Below are 19,729 nucleotides of genomic sequence, written 5' to 3'. Positions count from 1 at the left end.
TCCTTTAGAAAAGCCCAACCGCATTCCCGTTTTCATCGACATCCATTTTTAAGGCTGCCGGTTTTTTAGGCAGGCCAGGCATTGTCATGACCTCTCCTGTTAACGCCACAATAAACCCCGCCCCAATCGATGGTTTAAACTCTCTGACCGTTACGGTGAAATCTGTTGGTCTTCCAAGCTTTGTTGGGTCATCGGACAAGGAATATTGTGATTTGGCCATACAAACAGCTAAATTAGACCAGCCGAACTTTTCAAAATCAAGTAATTGTTTTTTCGCCTTCGAGGAAAACTCAACATCCTTGCCGCCATATACCTTTTGAACAATCGTTCTAACCTTTTGTTCAATCGAATCAGATAAGTCGTATAACGGATGGAACTTGTTTTCTTCTTTTTCAATGACAGCTAAAAGCTCTTCAGCAAGTTTAATGCCGCCTGCTCCGCCTTTTTCCCAAACTTCGGTTAAAGCGACGGCAACATTTTCCCTTCGACACCATTCTAATAATGTTTGAACCTCTAATTCTGTATCGGTAATAAACTTGTTAATCGCAACCACAACGGGAAGTCCAAAGCTTTTAATGGTTTCAATATGTTTTTGCAGGTTGGCAAATCCAAGTGTCAATGAGGCAATATTTTCTTTTGCCAATTCGGTTTTTGGAACGCCGCCATGCATTTTTAAAGCTCGAATGGTCGCAACAACCACAACTGCTTCCGGTTTAATTCCGGCACTCCTAGCTTTAATATGTAAAAACTTCTCGGCACCTAAATCGGCCCCAAAGCCGCCTTCAGTGATGACATAGTCCGCAAGTTTTGCTGCTGCGGTTGTCGCAATTACACTGTTGCAGCCATGAGCAATATTCGCAAACGGGCCGCCGTGTATAAGAGCCGGCGTGTGCTCTATTGTTTGAACGAGATTTGGTTTAACTGCGTCCTTTAACAATAATGTTAATGCGCCTTCGACACCAAGATCACCGACGGTAACTGGTTCCTTTTTATCATTATAGGCAACAACCATTCGCGATAATCGTAATTTCAAATCCTTTAAATCTGCAGCTAAACATAAGACCGCCATAATTTCCGATGCCACGGTGATATCAAAGCCATCTTCTCTTGGAACACCTTGAAGCGGGCCGCCAAGTCCGATAATCACTTTTCTTAAGGCACGATCATTTAAATCAACTGCCCGTTTCCAGACGATGCGCCGTTGATCGATATTCAGTTCATTTCCTTGCTGGAGATGATTGTCCATTAAGGCTGCGAGGGCATTATTGGCAGTCGTAATCGCATGAAGATCCCCCGTAAAATGCAGGTTTATATCTTCCATCGGCAGGACTTGTGAATAGCCCCCTCCTGTTGCTCCGCCTTTAATTCCCATAGTCGGACCTAATGATGGTTCACGCATAGCAATCATTGCCTTTTTCCCAATCCGAGTGAAAGCATCCGCTAGCCCCACTGTTACCGTCGATTTTCCCTCACCTGCAGGAGTAGGATTTATCGAGGTGACAAGAATAATTTTTCCACTTTCTTTCGTTTTTATTTTAGCTAGTACTTCATTAGAAAGTTTCGCCTTATATTTTCCAAAAAGCTCGAGGTCATCCTCTGTTAAACCAATTTTTTTAGCAATTTCTACAATTGGTTTCATCGTTGATGCTTGTGCAATTTCAATGTCTGACTTAAAAGATGTTTTCATAGCCACATTAATCCCCCACATTCAACATTTTGAATTTAAACTACCCCTTCATTGTATCAAAAAAGGGGTTCCAATCCGATGATTAAATATGAACAAATTATTATCTTTTCTGAATTAATAATAATGTTTATAATGTAAATATCGAATTTTTGTGCTATTCATTGACTTTTATCTGGACAGCGTTGTATTAATGAATGTAACATTTTGAATTACACATTAGAAGAGGGGGATGATCACTTGCCAATTAACATTCCAAAACTTTTACCTGCCCGGGAGGTCCTTGAGCAGGAAAATATTTTTATCATGGACGATGAACGAGCGGTTAGCCAGGACATAAGACCTTTAAATATCCTTATTTTAAATTTAATGCCCGAAAAGGAAAAGGCAGAGACACAGCTATTAAGATTATTAGGAAATACACCCTTACAGGTAAATGTCATGTTTTTGAAAACCGATTCCTATGAATCTACGCATACTAGTAAACAGCATCTGGAGCAATTTTATACCACGTTCTCAACCATCAAAAATCAGCAATTTGATGGGATGATTATTACAGGTGCACCAGTTGAGCTTCTTGAATTCGATCAAGTGAAATATTGGAGCGAATTAAAAGAAATTATGGACTGGACCAACAAAAACGTGACCTCAACCTTACATATTTGCTGGGGAGCACAGGCTTCACTTTACTATCATTACGGAATTGGTAAATTTGAGCTGCAGCGGAAATGTTCCGGCATATATGCGCACCGAATTTTCGAACATAATGATTTTTTAATGCGCGGCTTTGACGACCATTTCTATGCGCCCCATTCCCGCTATACGGATGTATCAATTAAAGCGATTTTGAATAACCCAGAATTAAAATTATTGGCCGCCTCAGAGGATGCTGGAGCCTTGTTGATTGCTTCTCGAAATCGAAAGCATGTAATGATAACTGGACATTTGGAATATGAATCTGATTCACTCGCACAGGAATATGAAAGAGATTTAAACAAAGGCTTGGAGATTCATATGCCGGAAAATTACTTTCCAAATAACGACCCTGCACAGCCGCCGATTAATCGCTGGCGGTCCCACGGCCACCTGTTCTTTTCCAACTGGCTCAATTATTATGTATATCAGGAAACACCCTATTCTTGGGGGCAAAAATAAGCATCGGAGGAACCTCTTCGATGCTTGTTTTTTTGTTTTCCTTCCCTTTTTGTTTATTCTTCATACAATAAAGGAATAATAAAAGAGAAAAGGGGGATTTCAATTGGAAACAATCACAGGTGTTCATCGAAACCATTTTGGAGACATCATCAGCTTTGTCACGTCCGAAGGCCGGATTATTTCTTATCGAAAGGCATTAGCAGAGACAGAGAATGGCTTCATCCAAGGTGTCCAGTCTTCCGAGGATTCAGACGGGAATCTTTCGTTATTGCCAGAAACCGACCAATCCTTTGACCATTACCCGAATTTATTTTAAAAGCACCCAGCCATTTTTCGCTAGGTGCTTCTTTTTTATACCTGTTCTTGCTCGTTTTGTTTTTGGATTTCTTTCAACGCCTTAATCCGGCTCTCGTCTTCTTCAAAAAACTGAACAAGATCACCAATACGATCAATTGAATCCCAGCTTAAATGATGCTCAATGCCTTCAACATCATGATAAATATTTTCGTCTTTTACACCGATAATTTTTAAAAACTCCTCTAACAAATCATGTCTAAATACTAGGCGCTTGCCAATCTTTTTACCTTTAGATGTTAACACAAGTCCCCGATATTTCTCGTATACTAAATATTCATCTTTATCCAGTTTCTGAACCATTTTTGTTACTGAGGAGGGATGTACTGACAGGGCTTCGGCAATATCCGACACTCGTGCGTATCCTTTTTCTTCAATCAAAATATATATTTGTTCGATATAATCTTCCATACTAGGTGTTGGCATCCCGTACCCTCCATTGTCCATCATCACTAAAAACCATTTTTGCGGCGCTCCGCCTCTTGTCCATACAAAGTTTACTATAGAAAAAATGGAGTGACAAGGCTGATTATCATTCAGGAGACACCTTACCTGGAATTATTTCGCTGCTCCTCGGCGAATAAAAACCTGACTCTAAGTTCCTGTTCATCAAGAAAAAGCCTTGCATTAAAGGTTTTATCCTTGTTTGTAAACCCTTCGATCACATCTGTTTTTCCTTCTGTAAGAAGCAATTTTATATTTTTCTGGGTAATATTTTTCCCGAGAATTTTTTTTGAAATCGTAAAATTACATTGATTTTTTTGGTAATTGGAACAACCATAGAAACTCCCTTTGTCGACGACTGACCCGTCGCATTTTTTACATGGTCCCAGCTTTGTATATGACTGTCTCTTTGTTTTTTGCCTGCTTGGAGCAAAATTTTCGCGGACTTCGTTCGAAAAAGACCAATTAGCAGCTTGACCAATACTTGACGAAATTAAATGGATGACCATCCTTTGGGTTTGCTCCATGAATTGCTTTGGTGCAGCAGACCCTTCTGATATTTCCTTCAATTTCTGCTCCCACTTTGCTGTCATTTCTGGAGACGCGAGGATTTCTTGACCAATTGCCCCTATCAAAATTTTTGCCTTTGCCGTCGCATACACTAAATTCTTTTTGACATCAATGTATAAGCGGTCTTTCAGCATCGTGATAATACCTGCCCTTGTTGCCTCTGTGCCGAGACCTTCAGTCCTTGTCAATATTTTCTCGAGCTCTTTATCATCAATATGCTTGCCTGCTGTTTTCATTAACGTAATCAATTGACCCTCTGTATAGCGCTTTGGCGGCTGTGTCTGACTTTCTTTGACCTCCACTTTTTCCGTCCGGCCTTGTTCCCCTTTTGACAGCATTGGGAGAGCCGGTACATCATCACGTTCCTTTGGATTCAGCACTTTTCTCCAGCCTTCTTCGATTTGCACCTTACCTTTCGAGATAAATGCAGCTCGTCCATCGACCAATGTAGTAACTGTCGTATATTCGGCAATCGCCTTATTGTAATGAGCAGCAATTAAACTAGTGACCACCAAATCATAAATGATTCGCTCGTCAGGGCTAAGCCTATCAACCTTTGGAATTTGTTCAGTTGGGATAATCGCATAGTGGTCGGTAACTTTTTTTTCATTTACATATCGTTTATTATCCGCAATAGAGGTAAATGGCAACGGAAAGAAGTTTTGATAATCTTTAATCTGACTTAATTTGTTTAGAATCTCCGGGAAAGTAGCAGCTTCTTCCTTCGTTACGTAGCGTGAGTCCGAACGCGGGTAGGAGACGTTTCCTTTTTGATAGAGCTTCTGCAGGACATCCAGCGTTTTTTTCGGCGAGAATTTATACCGTTTATTTGCTTCTGCTTGTAAGGCTGATAAATTATATAAAAACGGCGGGAAAAATTCCTTTCGTTCTGAAAGAACTTCGCCTACCTCAGCAGGCTTTTCCCGGCAAAAAGCAGCTATCTTTTCTGCTAGTTCTTTTGTTTTTACGCGGGTTTCTCCGTCATTCTGCCATTTCCCGCTATATTTTTTACCATTGATTAAAAAATGAGCAAGTACCTCCCAAAACGGCTCTGCCTTAAAATTCTCTATTTCTAGTTCTCTTTTTACAATTAGCGCTAATGTAGGTGTCTGCACCCTCCCAACCGAAAAAACATCGGAAAATCCTTGTTTTTGAAGCAATAAACTATAAAGGCGTGACGCGTTCATGCCAACCACCCAGTCCGCACATGCCCTTGTGTAGGCTTCAAAATACAAACTCCTGGTTTCCTGCTCGTCTAACAGCTTTTTAAATCCTTCCCGGATGGCATTGGCTGTTAATGAGGAGATCCACAGTCTCTTCATCGGCTTACGGCATTTTGTTAACCTAAGGATATTGCGGATTATTAGTTCACCTTCACGGCCGGCATCGCCCGCATGAATAATTTCCGTCACTGCGGGGTTGGTAACCAATTTTTTGATGACCGCAAATTGTTTGGCTTTATCTTTTGTTACTTCGTACTCGAAGTGTTCCGGTATGATCGGCAAATTATCTAATGACCATTTCTTCCAGCCTGGCTGGTACTTTTCCGGTGAAACTAATTGACAGATATGACCAATTGCCCAGGTGACATAGGCACCTTTAAGAAAAACGTCATTTGGAAAAATTTCAATGAAACCATTTTGTTTTTTATGTTTAAAAATTGACGCTAGCGTTGAACCTTGATCTGGCTTTTCGGCAATAATTAATTTCATAACAATTGCTCCTCTTTTATATACTTCCCCGAATCCATTCTCCCATTTTGTCCTATTTCCGTAAAGAGATAAAACATCCCTTTCTTTATTGGGATTCTAAAATTTTGTTACTCCAAATTAAAGGCTGTATTAAAGAACATTGTTGATTTTAAACACAATGTTGATTGGAGTGGAAGGCGCGAGACTCCTGCGGGAGCAGCGGGACAGGTGAGACCCCGCAGGCGCTTCCGAGGAGGCTCACCGCCCGCCCCGCGAACCGCTCGCGCCTGGAACGGAAATCAACATTCACTTTTAACTCAGCCAAATTAAAAGAAAATTGATAATTTAACCAAAAAATGAGTTTTCAATCCTTGACTGTCCATTTCCATTATTGTATATTTAAAGCATCATGTAACCGAATTATTAATTTGATTTGTTACAGGATAATATTTATCTTTGACACTAACATTGGTGTCTTGAAAGGCTTAGGAGGAAGAAGTAAATGCAAAACGGTAAAGTAAAATGGTTTAACAATGAAAAAGGTTTTGGTTTTATCGAAGTTGAAGGCGGCGACGATGTATTCGTACACTTCAGCGCTATCACAGGCGACGGCTTCAAATCATTAGAAGAAGGTCAAGAAGTTTCTTTCGAAATCGTTGAAGGAAACCGTGGACCACAAGCAGCTAACGTAGTAAAACTATAATCCTAAATGATCACGACCAATCAAAGGCTGACAAGAAATTGTCAGCCTTTTTATGTTAGCTTTTCCCCATATTCTTGAAGCTTTTCCCCGACAGTGCATTGAGAAATGCAAAACCGGTGTGCCATTCTCCGCCCGCCTTCTTTTTTTAACTGTTGATGGAGAAAGCATCCATCACAGTATTGATTCATCAAGCTTTCAACTTGACCGAGCAGCTCTTTTCTGACTGAATTCTTCACTATTTAAGAACACCCCATATTTTATAAAATTAATGTTTTCGCAAAGATTTCTTTCCCCTCTAATGCTTGGGTGGCAAGTTTATCCGCTTCTTTATTTTCCTTTCTTGAAATAACAGTGTACTTAGCAACAAGTCCGAGTGTTTTCATTTTTTCCTCAATGCGGTCAAGCCAGCGATTAAGCGTTTCCTCATAACACGGCCAATCCCCTTCAAGCTGCTTTAAGACTACTTGTGAGTCCCCTTTAAATTCACATGATAAGTGATGGACACCCAAATCTTCTATAATATTTAGTGCATAATAAAAAGCAGCATATTCAGCCTCATTGTTCGTATCCATTTCATCAAAGCGTTCATTCGCGCGGATGCGGTATTTCTTCTTTCCTTGTTTATAAAAAAGGACAACGCCAAGCCCTGCCTGATTCGTTTCCTTTAGAAACCCTCCATCAAAGTAAACAGTAATTTCATGAGGGTCTTCCTCAATTTCGGTTAACAGTCTTTTCATTTCCTTTAAGATCCAAGAGGTCCCTTTTTCATCATAAAAATATAAATCTGACGCTTTTCCCGAACCCTCCAGTTCTTCCCCTATTTGAATAGCTGTTTCACCCGATACCCATTCAGACGAAAATTGAACCTTTTGATTATTTTTTAATTTATGATTCCACTCAAGCCTATATTTCATTGGTTTCAGCCTTTCATGAATGATTTCTGTTTATGCTAACATATATTCCTTTATATCATGCCCACTTAAGGATTAGAAAAAATAATTTCCTGCATACCTTTATTTATATATGGTAAACTTTCATTAGTACAAAAATGGAGGAAGCTAACATTGATTGAGGTGTACATCGACGGAGCAAGTGCAGGTAATCCTGGACGAAGTGGAGCGGGAATCTTTATTAAGGCATACGGCACTGTAGAAAAATATTCGATTCCGCTTGGAAATATGTCAAACCACGAGGCGGAATTTCATGCTTTTATTAACGGACTGAAGATTTGCCTTGAAAAGGGCTATGTCCATTCAATCGTTTCTTTTCGGACCGATTCGGAATTGGTCAGTAAATCTGTTGAAAAGGAATTTATCAAAAACAAATTATATGCTCCGTTACTTGAGGAAGCCTTACATTTAGCAGCCAAGATTGAGCTGTTTTTCATGAAGTGGATTCCAAGTGTGGAAAACAAGACTGCTGATGAATTAGCACGACTTGCCATTCAAAAAAATTCAAGCGAGGAGCCTAATAAGTCATCATGAAAAAACCTTTATTCGCTGATATAAGTTTACTTTTTGTTAAGGTTTTGAAAGCTAATTAAGAAAACTCCCGTAACGAAGGGAGTTTTTTGTTTTGTTTAAATCGCGAGTAATTCCTTTTCCATGACAAACTTTATTGCGTCTTTTCTTGTGGTTAACTTGTTTGAAATTAACGTTTCCAGTAATGCGACATAAAAACTGCCATCAAAGCGCCTTTGTGCCTTTAATGTCAGCTCAATCGCTGTATTAATCATTTCATCGGAAGCATTTGTGTAGTGTTTCCCAAAGTAAATAAAACCGATTGCATCTTCATCTAGTTGAAAGCCTTTTCCTTCCAAAAAGTGCAAATAATCCTCCACTGACCTCACTTACTTTACCATTCCTCTCCCCTACATTCTTAAAACATCCCATTAAAATCTTAACTTAAAATCCGCAAATTTCCTATCCTTTTTTGTACATAGGTGACCAATAACACCAATCAATGCTCCAAATAAAGCTCCGCCTGCCACTTCTTCAGGTTGATGTCCTAACATTTCTTTTAACTTTTTTGCGCCTTCCTGTTTAAATTCCAGGCTTTCTTCCTTTTGGATTTTTTCAATTAAGTCGTTCATCGAGTTGACCTTTAATGTGAGTTCTCCTGTTTGCCTGCGGATGCCTTGAGCATCATACATGACAATGAGCCCGTAGATAAGAGAGAGTGCAAAGTCAAAAGTGGGCAGTCCTCTTCTCAAGGCAATATATGTGGTAAGGGTAGTAACCCCAGCTGAATGTGAGCTAGGCATACCGCCTGTTCCAAAGAACAATTCCGGGCGCCATTCTTTCTTTTTAAGATAATGGATGGGGATTTTTAATCCTTGAGCAAGTCCAATGCTGATCAACGCTAAATAAACACCCTTGTTCATCATATCACCTCTACAGATTATTGTTCGAAATCTCGAGTTTTATTATTCCTCATGGAAATACTAGTTGTTAGGGGAGGTGAGATGTTAATGACCAACAAAAGCCAAAGAAACCGCGGTGTGAAAGCCCCAGGGGTAACTCCACAAGGGTATGGGCAAGATGCAGAATTTGCTGAGGAACCAAAAAGCAAGCTCGAAAATGCAGCGAAAAAGAAAAACACTAAGTAATTAACCGATAGTAAAAGGTTGTCCCGAACCCGAGACAACCTTTACCTTAGGATATAATGGCCTCGCCCAACGGCAGCAGCCGCTGCAAACCGCGAAGCTCCATTTCCATTAATTTATTTTCCGCTTTTTCTCTTTTAATACGAAGTCCAGCCTCTTCTAATGCGCAGCTAACCGGAACATCGCATTTTATTTCGGCGAGCATTCTCGATAGGTGCAGCATTTCTAAATCACGCTCAATTTTTGTCTTATTTGATTTTGATAATCGATCTAAGTTGGAGATAATCCCTTCTACATGTTCATATTCCTGCAAGAGCTTTAGCGCCGTCTTTTCGCCAATCCCCTTTACTCCAGGATAATTATCGCTTGGATCCCCCATTAAGGCTTTTAAATCAATCATCTGCCTTGGAGTGATTCCTTTTTCTTCAAAGAAAGTTTCTGGTGTGTGAACAAGGTAATTCCCGTAACCTTTTTTCAATAAAATGACGGAAATATTATCATCAAGGAGCTGCAGGATATCTTGATCACCAGTTAAAATCGACACATGAGCATAATCCTTTGTTTGCTTAGCGATTGTGCCAATGCAATCATCTGCTTCAAAACCAGCCAAGCCAATATTTGGGATATCAAACGATTCGACTACCTCTTTTACTAAATCAAATTGCGGGATGAGCTCGACTGGCGCCTCGCCGCGATTGCCTTTATAATCGGCGAATAACTCTGTGCGGAACGTTTTGCTTCCCATATCCCAGCAAACAGCGAGATGTGTCGGTTTAAATGAAGATACTGCTGTAAATAAATGCTTAACGAAACCATGGATTCCATTAGTAGGAATTCCTTTTGAATTTATCATAAATTGTCCTGACACTGCCGTGGCATAAAAAGCACGGAATAACAGGGCCATTCCATCAACAAGCATTAGTGAAGGTTTTTGATTTTCCAAGTTTCAGCCCCCTATTTTTTAATATCCTAAAAATACAACATGAATTCCATTATATCATAAGTTGGACCGGAATATTATTCGATTATATTTTCAGCATAGGAAATCCAATCGCTAAAGCTTCCCACATAAAGCTTTACCTTTTCATATCCAGCTTCCCTTAAGGCAAGAAAATTTGGCGTAGCGGTTACTCCTGAGCCGCAGTAAACAATTATTTTCTTATCGTGTTCTACTTCTGAAAATCTTTGTTTTTGTTCGACAGCTGGAATATATTGTCCATCTCTGAAACCTTCCATCCATGGTTTGTTAATCGCACCAGGGATATGACCTGCTTTCTTATCAATTGGTTCTTCCAAGCCAAGATATCGTTTTTCTTCACGTGAATCGATTAATATAGTGTCTTTCGGCTGATTTTTGACGATGTCCTTCACTTCTTCAGTGGCGGCGATTAAGTCAGCATTTAAGCTTGGATGGAATTTAACCCTTTCAAAGACAGGTATTTCTGTTGTCAGTGGATAATTTCCTTCGAGCCACCCTTTAAATCCTCCGTCAAGCACATACACATGCTCATGCCCCAGATACTGAAGGAGCCACCAAAAACGGCCGGCAAATGCACCCTCTCCATCATCATAGGCGATGACTGTTGTATCATTATTAATGCCTATTTTCTCAAGCTTCGTAACGAACTCTACTAAATCTGGCAACGGGTGTCTGCCACCATGATCACCAACAGATCCTGACAAATCTTGTTCTAGATCGAAATAGGAAGCGCCAGGAATATGACCTTCTCGATATTCTTCTTGCTTTTTTTGAGGAGCTGCTAAGGAAAACCGGCAATCAATTATTCTTACATTTGTTTCATTCAAGTTTTTCAATAACCATTCCTTGTTTTTAACATACCTCATCTAAAGTGCCCCCAATTATTTGGATTCTCCGGTAAGCTTTTGCTGTATATCAGTTAAGACTTGGAGTGAAACCCCGCCATCTAAGGCGGAAAGCAGGCTTAAATAAAAATCAGCTGACTGCTCATTCATTTGCATTAATAAACGATTAAATTCGTTCAACAATTCGTCTGCATAATGTTGTTTCAAACGACCCGCTTCCTGTTGTAAATAGTCGTCAGCAAGTGGCTGCAGAACGACCATAAGTTCATCACTCATGTTTTGTTTGTCATTTTTTTCAAAAAAAGATTTTGGATTTTTAAAATAAGACATTGATTTTGCGAACAACTGCTGCTTGGCATCTTTAAAGGCAATTGGGAAATCAATTTCTTCCCCCTTCCTTTTTTCGAATGCGGAAAAAGAAAGGTCTCGGTTGATTTCAAGAAGATTACGTATCAGACCTGATTGATAATCAGCCAACTGTTTTTCAACAAACCGGTCGATTCTTACAGTAGTGGCACGCATTTCTTGCGCAAAGTCAAAACCAAAACTTACTAGGAATTCGTCAAGTGCATTCTGGAGCGACTTTTTCAAATTGCGCCCATCATCCCTTAGGGTTGATGGGTTAAATGCCTCTTTAAAGAAATCGCTGTAACGCAAGAAGACCCTTTGCTTAATGTAATAGATTAGTTCTTCTGCCTCCTGGTTCATTCGTCCAAGTATTGCATCAGCATTTTGCTTTTCAAAGACGTGATTAAGTTCTGCCCTTTCCTTTTCAAACTCCGTTCGTTTTTGCTCTTTCACAACCTTATCTTCGCTTGAGCTTTGAATGAGTTTGGCTACTATTTCCCGAACACGCGTCAATTCCTTTTCTGCCGCTAAAATGGCCATTTCCGTTAAGTCATTAGAAATGAACTGATAAAAGGCCTGCTCAAACGCACTTAAGCCAGAATTAGCATTCAGATTTGGAGTGATCTTTTCTTTTAGGGCAAGCAGACTTGATAACGAATAAAGATGCGGATTTCTAATCCCATATTTAAGCAGCTGCTCTTCGACATATTCCACCACGGTCACTTTCTCGGCATCATTTTCAGCAAGGTCAATCGCATTGATCAGGAAAAACATTTTATCCATTTGAAAGGAATCCTTCACTCGGCCCAGCTGAATTAAAAATTCACGGTCTGCTTTTGAAAAGGCATGATTGTAATAAGTGACAAACAGGATTGCATCTGAGTTTTTAATATAATCAAAGGCAACGCCGGTATGACGAGCGTTAATGGAATCCGCCCCCGGGGTGTCAACAAGCGTGATTCCTTTTCGGGTTAACTCACAATCATAATAAAGTTCAATCCATTCAACGAAACAGGATTTTTCTTCCATCGCAACAAACTCGTGAAATTCGCTTAAATTTGTTTCCTTAACTGTCCCCAATGATGGCACATAGGTGGCTGAGCCTTTGTTAAATGCCTGCAAAAAGGCATAATGGGTCTTCTCGAACACACCTTCTTGCCCTTTTTCGAGCAGAATTTGACCGATGTTCTTTGCAGCCGCTGCGAAATCGCTGGCCTGTAAATCAAAAACCTTTAAGGAACGATTGACATCCTCAAGCATCGTATTTGATTCCTTAAACTTCACTAGAACGGTTCCATGCGGATGTTTGGCAGAAACTGGCTTAATTTTATTGATAGCGGCTGTTGTTGGATTGGGAGATACAGGCAGTACCCTTCCTCCCATCAGTGCATTGGCAAACGAAGATTTGCCGGCACTAAATGCCCCAAATAACGCTACTGTAAACCCCTTGTTTTCCAATCTTTCTGCTTTATCCACTAATTCTTTTGCAAGCTTTTGAAAACCTGGGAGATCTTTTATTAATGTTGAAGCATGATGAAGCTTCTCGGTTGTGTATTTCAAACGATCCTTTTCAGGCTGGATGTGATGTTTCGAATTTTCGACATTGACAGCTGCTTCAACCGATTTAGCCAAATTGTCTATTTTCTTGTCTATTTGGTTGGTTTTCCCTTGGAATTGAATGACTTCAAATTCCTCTTCCTCTTGTGCAAAAAGCCGATACACATCTTCCTTCAGACTTTCTGTTTGCATAAGCAGTTCATCAATCGTCTTTTCACGTAAGAATATCGTTTGTTCATGCATTTTTAACTCTGCTAATGCCTTTACATATCTCTCGATGTTGCTAAATTCCTGTTCATACCGGTCCTTTATGATTGCTGACTGGTCTTTTAAGGCGGCGAAAAAAGGCTCTTTAAATTCGGAAAGTTGTTTCCTGGCGATCCTTTTTATTTCATTGGCAACATCCTCTGTGTAATGGAGAACATAGTCACCGGTGACTCGAGCACCCGGCTTCACTGTATTTATTAACAAATCAACTGGAACGCTGATGGAAAAAGATTGTGCTAAACGAATCAGCTCTTCCTGGTCTAGTTCCGCTTCCTTGATCGTCCGAAGGAGATATTCACGTAAATGCCACTCAAGCTGTGACCTTGTTTTTTCAAGTAAATCTTGATAAAAACGATCTAAGCGCTTCTCCTTCTCCTCTTGGGTTTTTTGTTTGGTAAACAGAATGCCTATTTTAAATTCGGGTTGACAGCTTTCCAAAAAGCTTTCTGCTAATGCCCTTGTCTGGAATGGCAAGAGATAGGCATTTTTCATTATTTGGGCAATTTCAGTGTCAAATTCCTTTTCTTTTCCTGCTGTTCCTTCGTTTATTACTTGAAGATTGGCCGTGATATATTGATAATTCATTAATAATGCTTGTTTCTCCTGCTCGGTCAATTCATTTAGTAGTTCAATAATTGGACCCAACTTTTCTTCTTCCTGTTTATTTTCCTCGTTAAGATGGTCTTGGGTGATTTTTCTTAATGAAGAATAAATGGACGGAATTAACAATTCATCTTTAGCAGCTAACTTTTCCGCAATAAATCCTTGAAGTTCATTAATTTCATTCAGTGGGTGGTCTTTATGCTTTAATGACGTATAAAAAATCCTTGCCGGCTTTACCCCCCATGAGGCAAACGAATCGACAACACTGGTTTGAAAGTCAGAAAAACTTAATTCCTCATCCTTATGTTTATCGATTTGATTGATAACCAAATAAACCTCTTTCCCCGCCTCGGTCAATTCTTTTGTAAATAGAAAATTCAACTCTGCTTGGACGTGGTTATAGTCCATTACATAAAAAATCAGATCAGCGAGATGGATGGCTGATTCCGTTGCGATACGGTGGGCATCATCGGCTGAATCAATACCTGGTGTATCCATAATGACGGTATTAGCCGGTAAACGGGAATCGCTATGGCTAATCTCTACTTCTTCTATTAGGTCCCCGTCCTTGCAATAATTTTTGACTAATTCATAATCATAGGGTGCTAGATATAGCCTTGGCTTTTCATGTTTAAAAAACACTTTCGCGTAATCCTCACCGGATTTTACTTTCACTAGGTTAGCACTAGTTGGAATCGGACTGGATGGCAGTAAATTCTCACCAACCACTTGATTAATCATTGTCGATTTACCCGCAGAAAAATGACCGCAGAATGCAATCAGGAATTCTTTATTGTCTAATTTTTTTGCCAGCTGTTTTACCTTTTCAGCCTGCTCGCTATCTTGATGCTTGATTAAATAGTCATATATCGAAACAATTTTATGTTTTAGTGTTTTTATCGTTTCATTCTGATTGGCTGTTTGCACCATTTTTATTTATTCCCCTTAACAACGTAGTAATAATTTTTATTTTATACGATAATTCAAAATTTTCCTATCTTGACAGCGCTATTATTTTTAATTACAAAAAGGCCAAGGTATGCAACCTTGGCCTTATAAATAGGTTATTCGTTATTGGGTAACGTTTTTTAAGACGTGCTTCATGACAAATGCATAGATAATAATCGTTCCGCCAACAAACGCAAACGCCATATGTAACACCTTCCTTATCAGTCTACTTGAGAATGATTTTCATTATTGTCTTTATTTTAGCATGGCTGATAATCATTTTCAATATCCGCAGTGCATCTGTCACATTTATTTAACAATCCTGGGGATAAACCGATGGCAACCTCGAAAGACTTCATCATATTCCGTATACATACTAAGCGCTTTTTCTTCCTCAGGTATCCGGATTGACAGAATCATGAAGTTAAAAATTGTAAACAGCAGTGCCGTATAGAAGGCATTAAACAGCAACGGTACGACAAGCAGCTCCGTTGTGACAACAAAATAATTAGGGTGCTTTAATAAGCGGTATGGCCCTTTTCTGACTACCTGCGCATGCTTTAAGACAAGAATTTTCGTATTCCAATACTTCCCTAGTGAAGAAATGGCCCAGCCTCTCATGAACTGTGCAAGCATAAAAACAGCTAAAAATATTGGCCACACCGCTGATAGCCCGCGATTTAATAAAACCTTTTCTGTAGATAATGCGACGAAAAAGAGCAGGTGCATGAAGACCAAATACTTATAGTGCTTGTTACCAAATTCTATGGCTCCCTGCCGCTTCAGCCATTTTTCATTGCTTTTGGCGATAAAAAGTTCCACTACACGCTGAATAGCAATGAAAAGAATTAAGATAACAAATGGAAGAAGATTATTCATTTACACCCACCTCATAAGGAGTAATTCAGAGCTAAACCCCGGACCAAGCGCGGTTCCAAGTCCAATTGCCTCTTTCGGAATGTCCATCTCCATATATCTCCGCAGTACATAAAGAATAGTAGCCGAGGACATATTTCCAAACTGTTTTAACACCTCAAGTGATAGATCAGTCATGGAGGCAGGGATATCTAACGCCTTTACATATGCATCAATGACTTTTTTCCCGCCCGGATGGGCAATAAAGCAATCGATTTGTTCAATTTCGATTCCATGTTCATCTAAAAATCCTTTAACATTCGGCTTAAGCCAGCCTTCGACAATTTGGGGAATGTCACGAGAGAAAAGAACAAATAATCCTGTATTTCTTATTTCCCAGCCCATTACATCCAAAGAGTTAGGCATGAGGGTTGATTGGGTGGCGATGATGGAGGGTGACGACGCCTTCTTTCTAATATTATTATAGTTCACAGCATCGCCGCAAACTAAGGCGCAGGCAACCCCATCAGCAAACAGAGAAGTTCCAATCAAATTACTTTTCGAAAGGTCATCTTTCTGAAACGTCAGGCTGCAGAGTTCGACCGACAGGACAAGGACTTTGGCTTTAGGGTAGGCTTTGCAATATTCGTCAGCCCTTGATAATCCGGCTGCCCCTCCTGCACAGCCAAGCCCCCAAATCGGTATCCTTTTCGTATGTGGATTGAAAGGCAATTGATTCATAATTCGCGCTTCAATACTTGGTGTTGAAATACCGCTTGTAGATATGAAAAAAATCGCCTCTACCTCTTCATAAGGAATGGGTACTGTAAGAAAGTCTTGATTGTTTAAGCATTTGACAATCGCCTCTCTTCCAAGTGCAACAGCGGACTCTGTGTAAGCATGATTCTTCTCTTCAAAAGAATGATTTTCTTTAAACCATCCTAAACCTTTCACAAAATGTCTTTTTTCAATCTGTCCATTTTGGAAGGCTTTCAATAGTCTCTCAATATCTTTAAATGATTCAGCAAAAAGCTCTCTGGCAAAATGTGACGCTTGATCTTGGTTAATTTCAAATGGAGGAACAATCTCTGCAACTGAAATAATCGTAGGCATCATCATACTCCTTTATCAGTCTTGAGGGTATTTTTTCCAATTAACCAATAAATATTCATAAAGCTTAATAGACAAAAAAAGCTCCCCATTTAAGGGAAGCAAACGTTTTGAAGGTTGTTGTTGTTGTGCACTTAAATTATAGCGCGGATTTTACATCACATCATTACACAATCTTTTCCAATGCATTTTCAAAGGCACATCTGATTATTTTTCTGATTGTTTTTGAACCTCAATTTTTATTTTATTTTCTGCTACTAACCCGCAAATTTTACAGATTTCCGCTTCATTGTATAGAAGCCGGCATTTTTCACAATAATACTTCTCCACAAAGAACACACTCATTTCTAAAGATAAATATAACATTTATTCCTATCATATTTTTAATATTTCGAAATGTGACTATTCTTTTTTAAAAAAAGAATTCGAAGTATGTGAAGTATTTATCTATTACTTTTATCACACGTGAGGTGTGATTGTTCACACTTTATTCACATTTACCTAATGGTAATTGTGATATAAATCACTGTTGCATCAAGTTTTTATCATTACCATAGTAGATAACTAAGGAATGAACAATTTGTGAACTTACAAATTTAGTATTTTACTTTCACGATTGTTTTGTATGATGAAAGAGAACTCATTTAATTAATTTTCAATTTTCGGAGGGGAGTCTTGGGGATGGCAAAAACTGAACTGAATACAAAACAAAAAACAGAGATTGATGATCGCTCTTCACTCAAAGGGACATTAGCATCCGTTTTCTTTTTGGGAATCTTTATCATTGTCACATGGGTAAGTGTTTATTACCTATTCGTAGATCGTTTTTAACTTTTAAGGGGGGGAACAAATATGCACATGCATAAATTAGAAAGAATCTGGCTGATTTTCGGGACTAGCTGCCTGGTCATTTTTTTGACAGTCATTGGTGTTAGTGCCTTCTATCTTGGCAACAAGCCGCCAAGCTGCCTAACAACGGTTAATCCGGAAACTGTCGGTCAGGAAAAACCATTTAATGAACCAGGCCTACACAAAGTGGATGGCAAAGATTGGGAATACGAATTAGTCTTTGTCGCATCTACGTTCTCATATAGCCCAGCACAAGTAGAAGTACCTCTAGGGGCAAAGGTAAAAGTTATTGCTACAACAAAAGATGTTATTCACGGTTTTGAAGTTGCCGGAACAAATATTAACATGATGCTTGAACCTGGATACATCAGTGAATATACAACAACATTTAACAAAGCAGGCGAATATTTAATTGTTTGTAACGAATACTGTGGTGCTGGACACCATTTAATGTACTCAAAGATTGAGGTGGTAAAATAATGGTTACTTCTACAGCTGCAAAAGTAAAAGTTGATCCTCGTGATGCGAAGCTTTCCATGGCACACTTTTTTGTTGCCTTTTCAGCGCTTGCTCTTGGCGGATTAATGGGTCTCCTGCAAACTCTTGTCCGATCAGGCAAATGGGAACTGCCATGGGGAATTGATTATTATCAAATCTTAACAGTACATGGTGTCTTAATGGGTCTTGTTTTAACTACTTTCTTTATTATGGGATTTCAATATGCTGCAGTAAGCAGAACAACAGGCGGACATTCGAATGCCGCTCGACGAACTGGCTGGATTGGCTTCTGGGTCATGTTAGTCGGTACATTAATGGCTGCTACGATGGTTTTACTTAAAGAAGCATCCGTACTTTATACATTTTATGCTCCGCTTAAAGCCCATTGGATTTTCTACTTAGGCTTAACCTTTGTGATTGTCGGAAGTTGGATTGACGGTGCTGCTCAAATCATGACGTACGCTAGATGGCGCAGGAACAATCCAGGAAAACCTAGTCCATTATTAAGCTTTATGGCTGTAATAAATACCGTTATGTGGATTATCGCAACTTTAGGTGTAGCCGCTACTGTTTTATTCCAATTGCTGCCTTGGTCACTTGGTTTAGTTCCTACAGTTAATGTTTTAGTCAGCCGGACATTGTTCTGGTATTTTGGTCACCCTTTAGTGTATTTCTGGTTACTGCCAGCCTACATGTGTTGGTATGCGATTATTCCTAAAATTATTGGCGGAAAAATTTTCTCAGATTCACTTGCACGCTTATCGTTTATTTTATTCCTGCTCTTCTCGATTCCGGTTGGTTTCCATCACCAATTAACAGAACCCGGAATTGACCCAGCTTGGAAATTCTTCCAGGTGATCCTAACTTTCATGGTTGTAATCCCATCATTAATGACGGCGTTCTCTTTATTCGCAACCTTCGAGAGATACGGACGCAGCAAGGGAGCAAGAGGTTTGTTTGGCTGGTTTAAGGTTCTTCCATGGGGCGATGCTCGCTTTATCGTTCCTTTTATTGGGATGGCTGCATTTATTCCTGCCGGTGCAGGTGGAATTATCAATGCTTCCAACCAAATGGACCAAGTCGTGCATAACACGATTTGGATTACCGGTCACTTCCATTTAACAGCAGCTACTTCTGTTGTGTTAACGTTCTTTGGAATTTCATACTGGTTGGTTCCGCATTTAACGGGAAGAAAATTAACAAAAGCAATGAATAAATTAGCGATTATTCAGGGATGGGTTTGGTTCATTGGCATGGCCTTCATGTCAGGGGCGATGCATTTCCAAGGGCTCCTAGGGGGACCAAGACGTTCTGCTTTCTCCACTTACGGCGGTTCCGAGCAAGCTGCTGAATGGATTCCTTACCAAATCGCTCAAGCAGTTGGCGGTACGATTTTATTCCTTGGTATTATTCTCGTGTTAATCATCTTTGTAAATCTAGCGTTCTTTGCTCCAAAAGGGGAAGAAGAATTCCCAGTTGCAGAAGCTGAAAACCTTGAAGAAAAAGCACCAATGGTGTTTGAAAACTGGAAATTATGGCTCGGCATTGCGGCAGCACTCATTCTTTTCGCATACACGATACCATTTATCGATATCATCCAAAACGCACCACCAGGCTCCAAAGGATTCCAGACTTGGAGTAAATGGTGACCTGATATAGAAAAG

The 19,729-nt window shown here is 39.6% G+C and carries 20 protein-coding genes; 8 read left to right on the top strand and 12 right to left on the bottom strand.

Annotated elements, in window-relative coordinates; translation table 11 throughout:
• Positions 1-4: 4 nt before the first annotated feature.
• The gene (locus AA980_RS15260; protein WP_024028716.1) at positions 5-1,687 is read right to left on the bottom strand and encodes a formate--tetrahydrofolate ligase; all 1,683 of its coding nucleotides are present in this window, start codon (positions 1,685-1,687) and stop codon (positions 5-7) included.
• Between the two features lie 237 nt (positions 1,688-1,924).
• Here AA980_RS15260 and metA point away from each other — a divergent pair, with 237 nt between their 5' ends.
• Positions 1,925-2,839, top strand: a complete 915-nt coding sequence (gene metA, locus AA980_RS15255; RefSeq protein WP_024028717.1) for a homoserine O-acetyltransferase MetA — start codon at positions 1,925-1,927, stop codon at positions 2,837-2,839.
• Between the two features lie 103 nt (positions 2,840-2,942).
• Entirely contained in the window at positions 2,943-3,155 is a 213-nt protein-coding gene (locus AA980_RS15250) for a DUF3892 domain-containing protein (protein WP_024028718.1), read from the top strand.
• A gap of 35 nt (positions 3,156-3,190) precedes the next feature.
• On the opposite strand, the gene mntR is transcribed toward AA980_RS15250, so the two are convergent.
• Positions 3,191-3,619: a transcriptional regulator MntR gene (gene mntR / locus AA980_RS15245; RefSeq protein WP_024028719.1), complete on the bottom strand. Its 429-nt coding sequence runs from the start codon at positions 3,617-3,619 to the stop codon at positions 3,191-3,193.
• Positions 3,620-3,741: 122 nt separating this feature from the next.
• A complete protein-coding gene (locus AA980_RS15240) occupies positions 3,742-5,919 on the bottom strand; it encodes a DNA topoisomerase III (protein ID WP_024028720.1) in 2,178 nt (725 codons plus the stop codon).
• A 481-nt stretch (positions 5,920-6,400) separates the two neighbouring features.
• Here AA980_RS15240 and cspD point away from each other — a divergent pair, with 481 nt between their 5' ends.
• Entirely contained in the window at positions 6,401-6,601 is a 201-nt protein-coding gene (cspD, locus tag AA980_RS15235; protein WP_024027115.1) for a cold-shock protein CspD, read from the top strand.
• Positions 6,602-6,651: 50 nt separating this feature from the next.
• Here cspD and AA980_RS15230 read toward each other — a convergent pair whose 3' ends face one another.
• The gene (locus tag AA980_RS15230; RefSeq protein ID WP_024027114.1) at positions 6,652-6,837 is read right to left on the bottom strand and encodes a zinc-finger domain-containing protein; all 186 of its coding nucleotides are present in this window, start codon (positions 6,835-6,837) and stop codon (positions 6,652-6,654) included.
• A gap of 21 nt (positions 6,838-6,858) precedes the next feature.
• Positions 6,859-7,515: a reverse transcriptase-like protein gene (locus tag AA980_RS15225; protein WP_024027113.1), complete on the bottom strand. Its 657-nt coding sequence runs from the start codon at positions 7,513-7,515 to the stop codon at positions 6,859-6,861.
• Between the two features lie 150 nt (positions 7,516-7,665).
• On the opposite strand from AA980_RS15225, the gene AA980_RS15220 reads away from it, so the two are divergent.
• On the top strand, positions 7,666-8,085 hold the full coding sequence (locus tag AA980_RS15220) for a reverse transcriptase-like protein (protein WP_024027112.1): 420 nt from the start codon (positions 7,666-7,668) through the stop codon (positions 8,083-8,085).
• 95 nt (positions 8,086-8,180) lie between these two features.
• On the opposite strand, the gene AA980_RS15215 is transcribed toward AA980_RS15220, so the two are convergent.
• Complete coding sequence (locus AA980_RS15215) at positions 8,181-8,450, bottom strand: DUF6123 family protein (protein WP_034723329.1); 270 nt, start codon at positions 8,448-8,450, stop codon at positions 8,181-8,183.
• 42 nt (positions 8,451-8,492) lie between these two features.
• Positions 8,493-8,984 carry a divergent PAP2 family protein gene (locus tag AA980_RS15210; protein ID WP_024027110.1) on the bottom strand — a complete coding sequence of 164 codons (492 nt, stop codon included), beginning with the start codon at positions 8,982-8,984 and terminating at the stop codon, positions 8,493-8,495.
• Between the two features lie 87 nt (positions 8,985-9,071).
• Between AA980_RS15210 and sspL the strand changes: the two genes are divergently transcribed.
• The gene (sspL, locus tag AA980_RS15205) at positions 9,072-9,209 is read left to right on the top strand and encodes a small, acid-soluble spore protein L (protein WP_024027109.1); all 138 of its coding nucleotides are present in this window, start codon (positions 9,072-9,074) and stop codon (positions 9,207-9,209) included.
• 46 nt (positions 9,210-9,255) lie between these two features.
• Here the strand turns inward: sspL and AA980_RS15200 are convergent, their stop codons facing one another.
• The 5 genes from AA980_RS15200 to AA980_RS15180 form a co-directional block, all read right to left on the bottom strand.
• Positions 9,256-10,125 (bottom strand): 5'-3' exonuclease, encoded by an 870-nt coding sequence (locus tag AA980_RS15200; RefSeq protein WP_034723335.1) that lies wholly within the window; start codon positions 10,123-10,125, stop codon positions 9,256-9,258.
• A 98-nt stretch (positions 10,126-10,223) separates the two neighbouring features.
• Positions 10,224-11,051, bottom strand: a complete 828-nt coding sequence (locus tag AA980_RS15195; protein ID WP_024027107.1) for a sulfurtransferase — start codon at positions 11,049-11,051, stop codon at positions 10,224-10,226.
• A 15-nt stretch (positions 11,052-11,066) separates the two neighbouring features.
• Positions 11,067-14,735, bottom strand: coding sequence for a dynamin family protein (locus tag AA980_RS15190; protein ID WP_024027106.1), 3,669 nt, complete (start codon positions 14,733-14,735; stop codon positions 11,067-11,069).
• 327 nt (positions 14,736-15,062) lie between these two features.
• Entirely contained in the window at positions 15,063-15,632 is a 570-nt protein-coding gene (locus AA980_RS15185) for an isoprenylcysteine carboxyl methyltransferase family protein (protein WP_024027105.1), read from the bottom strand.
• On the bottom strand, positions 15,633-16,721 hold the full coding sequence (locus tag AA980_RS15180) for a type III polyketide synthase (protein WP_024027104.1): 1,089 nt from the start codon (positions 16,719-16,721) through the stop codon (positions 15,633-15,635). It abuts the gene before it with no gap.
• Positions 16,722-17,399: 678 nt separating this feature from the next.
• On the opposite strand from AA980_RS15180, the gene AA980_RS15170 reads away from it, so the two are divergent.
• From AA980_RS15170 to AA980_RS15160, 3 genes are read left to right on the top strand one after another with little or no spacing between them, the layout of a single operon-like run.
• Complete coding sequence (locus AA980_RS15170; protein ID WP_024027102.1) at positions 17,400-17,549, top strand: cytochrome c oxidase subunit 2A; 150 nt, start codon at positions 17,400-17,402, stop codon at positions 17,547-17,549.
• A 21-nt stretch (positions 17,550-17,570) separates the two neighbouring features.
• Complete coding sequence (locus tag AA980_RS15165) at positions 17,571-18,047, top strand: cytochrome c oxidase subunit II (RefSeq protein WP_024027101.1); 477 nt, start codon at positions 17,571-17,573, stop codon at positions 18,045-18,047.
• Positions 18,047-19,714: a b(o/a)3-type cytochrome-c oxidase subunit 1 gene (locus tag AA980_RS15160; protein WP_024027100.1), complete on the top strand. Its 1,668-nt coding sequence runs from the start codon at positions 18,047-18,049 to the stop codon at positions 19,712-19,714. The genes AA980_RS15165 and AA980_RS15160 overlap by 1 nt, the downstream gene beginning before the upstream one ends.
• Positions 19,715-19,729 lie beyond the last annotated feature (15 nt).

It is taken from the genome of Neobacillus vireti, assembly GCF_001026695.1.
Classification (GTDB): domain Bacteria; phylum Bacillota; class Bacilli; order Bacillales; family Cytobacillaceae; genus Neobacillus; species Neobacillus vireti.
The sequence above is the reverse complement of the archived record's forward strand: the minus strand, read 5'-3'. Positions and strand labels throughout refer to the sequence as shown.

Bases quoted from the DNA above. Each gene is read 5' to 3' on its own strand.
- AA980_RS15260 (WP_024028716.1), bottom strand. From the start codon at position 1,687: ATGAAAACATCTTTTAAGTCAGACATTGAAATTGCACAAGCATCAACG.
- mntR (WP_024028719.1), bottom strand. From the start codon at position 3,619: ATGCCAACACCTAGTATGGAAGATTATATCGAACAAATATATATTTTG.
- AA980_RS15240 (WP_024028720.1), bottom strand. From the start codon at position 5,919: ATGAAATTAATTATTGCCGAAAAGCCAGATCAAGGTTCAACGCTAGCG.
- cspD (WP_024027115.1), top strand. From the start codon at position 6,401: ATGCAAAACGGTAAAGTAAAATGGTTTAACAATGAAAAAGGTTTTGGT.
- AA980_RS15225 (WP_024027113.1), bottom strand. From the start codon at position 7,515: ATGAAATATAGGCTTGAGTGGAATCATAAATTAAAAAATAATCAAAAG.
- AA980_RS15210 (WP_024027110.1), bottom strand. From the start codon at position 8,984: ATGAACAAGGGTGTTTATTTAGCGTTGATCAGCATTGGACTTGCTCAA.
- sspL (WP_024027109.1), top strand. From the start codon at position 9,072: ATGACCAACAAAAGCCAAAGAAACCGCGGTGTGAAAGCCCCAGGGGTA.
- AA980_RS15200 (WP_034723335.1), bottom strand. From the start codon at position 10,125: ATGCTTGTTGATGGAATGGCCCTGTTATTCCGTGCTTTTTATGCCACG.
- AA980_RS15195 (WP_024027107.1), bottom strand. From the start codon at position 11,051: ATGAGGTATGTTAAAAACAAGGAATGGTTATTGAAAAACTTGAATGAA.
- AA980_RS15190 (WP_024027106.1), bottom strand. From the start codon at position 14,735: ATGGTGCAAACAGCCAATCAGAATGAAACGATAAAAACACTAAAACAT.
- AA980_RS15185 (WP_024027105.1), bottom strand. From the start codon at position 15,632: ATGAATAATCTTCTTCCATTTGTTATCTTAATTCTTTTCATTGCTATT.
- AA980_RS15180 (WP_024027104.1), bottom strand. From the start codon at position 16,721: ATGCCTACGATTATTTCAGTTGCAGAGATTGTTCCTCCATTTGAAATT.
- AA980_RS15170 (WP_024027102.1), top strand. From the start codon at position 17,400: ATGGCAAAAACTGAACTGAATACAAAACAAAAAACAGAGATTGATGAT.
- AA980_RS15165 (WP_024027101.1), top strand. From the start codon at position 17,571: ATGCACATGCATAAATTAGAAAGAATCTGGCTGATTTTCGGGACTAGC.
- AA980_RS15160 (WP_024027100.1), top strand. From the start codon at position 18,047: ATGGTTACTTCTACAGCTGCAAAAGTAAAAGTTGATCCTCGTGATGCG.